We start from the raw sequence: 459 nt of genomic DNA on the forward strand, positions 1-459 counted from the left end.
ATGGGCCCCGTCAAGCATGCCGACGGGTGGCCGGGGCGAGGTCTTAAGCGCCTGCCCTGTTTGAGCGATTTGACCTTAGCAAATCGCGAGTTCAGGCGCGCCTCTCCTCGGTCGGGTCCTGTCGGGCCGCCGCAGGCCATGCTTGTGGGGTGGCCTTGGAGGTGAAGGAGGGCTTGGCCAGGCAAGCCCTCTTTCCCGTTCGCCGCGCGGAAGCGGCATCAAAACCATCATCCGCGTGAGCGGATTCTTGCCCTTTGTGTATCAACAGCAGCCCTTAAACATCAAAGGCAAATACAACTTCGCGGGTCTCGCCCCGCCGTCGAGGTACTTTGCTTTTGCTTCGCCAAAAGAAAGTACCGGCGGTTTCAAGGGCCAAGTGCAACGGTGCTTGGAATTCTGATATCCAGATTGAAGCAACATTCCCAGAATGCTTCGCTTGGCTTCTTAAACCCGAGTGAT

At 57.7% G+C, this 459-nt stretch carries 1 protein-coding gene; it reads right to left on the reverse strand.

Annotation, left to right across the window (positions count from 1 at the left end; translation table 11 throughout):
* Nucleotides 1–274: 274 nt before the first annotated feature.
* On the reverse strand, nucleotides 275–459 hold a 185-nt coding region (locus H2Z84_RS21140; protein WP_220272773.1), incomplete at its 5' end, for a hypothetical protein.

The sequence above is a fragment of the Aquitalea aquatica genome, from assembly GCF_013911085.1.
Taxonomy (GTDB): domain Bacteria; phylum Pseudomonadota; class Gammaproteobacteria; order Burkholderiales; family Chromobacteriaceae; genus Aquitalea; species Aquitalea aquatica.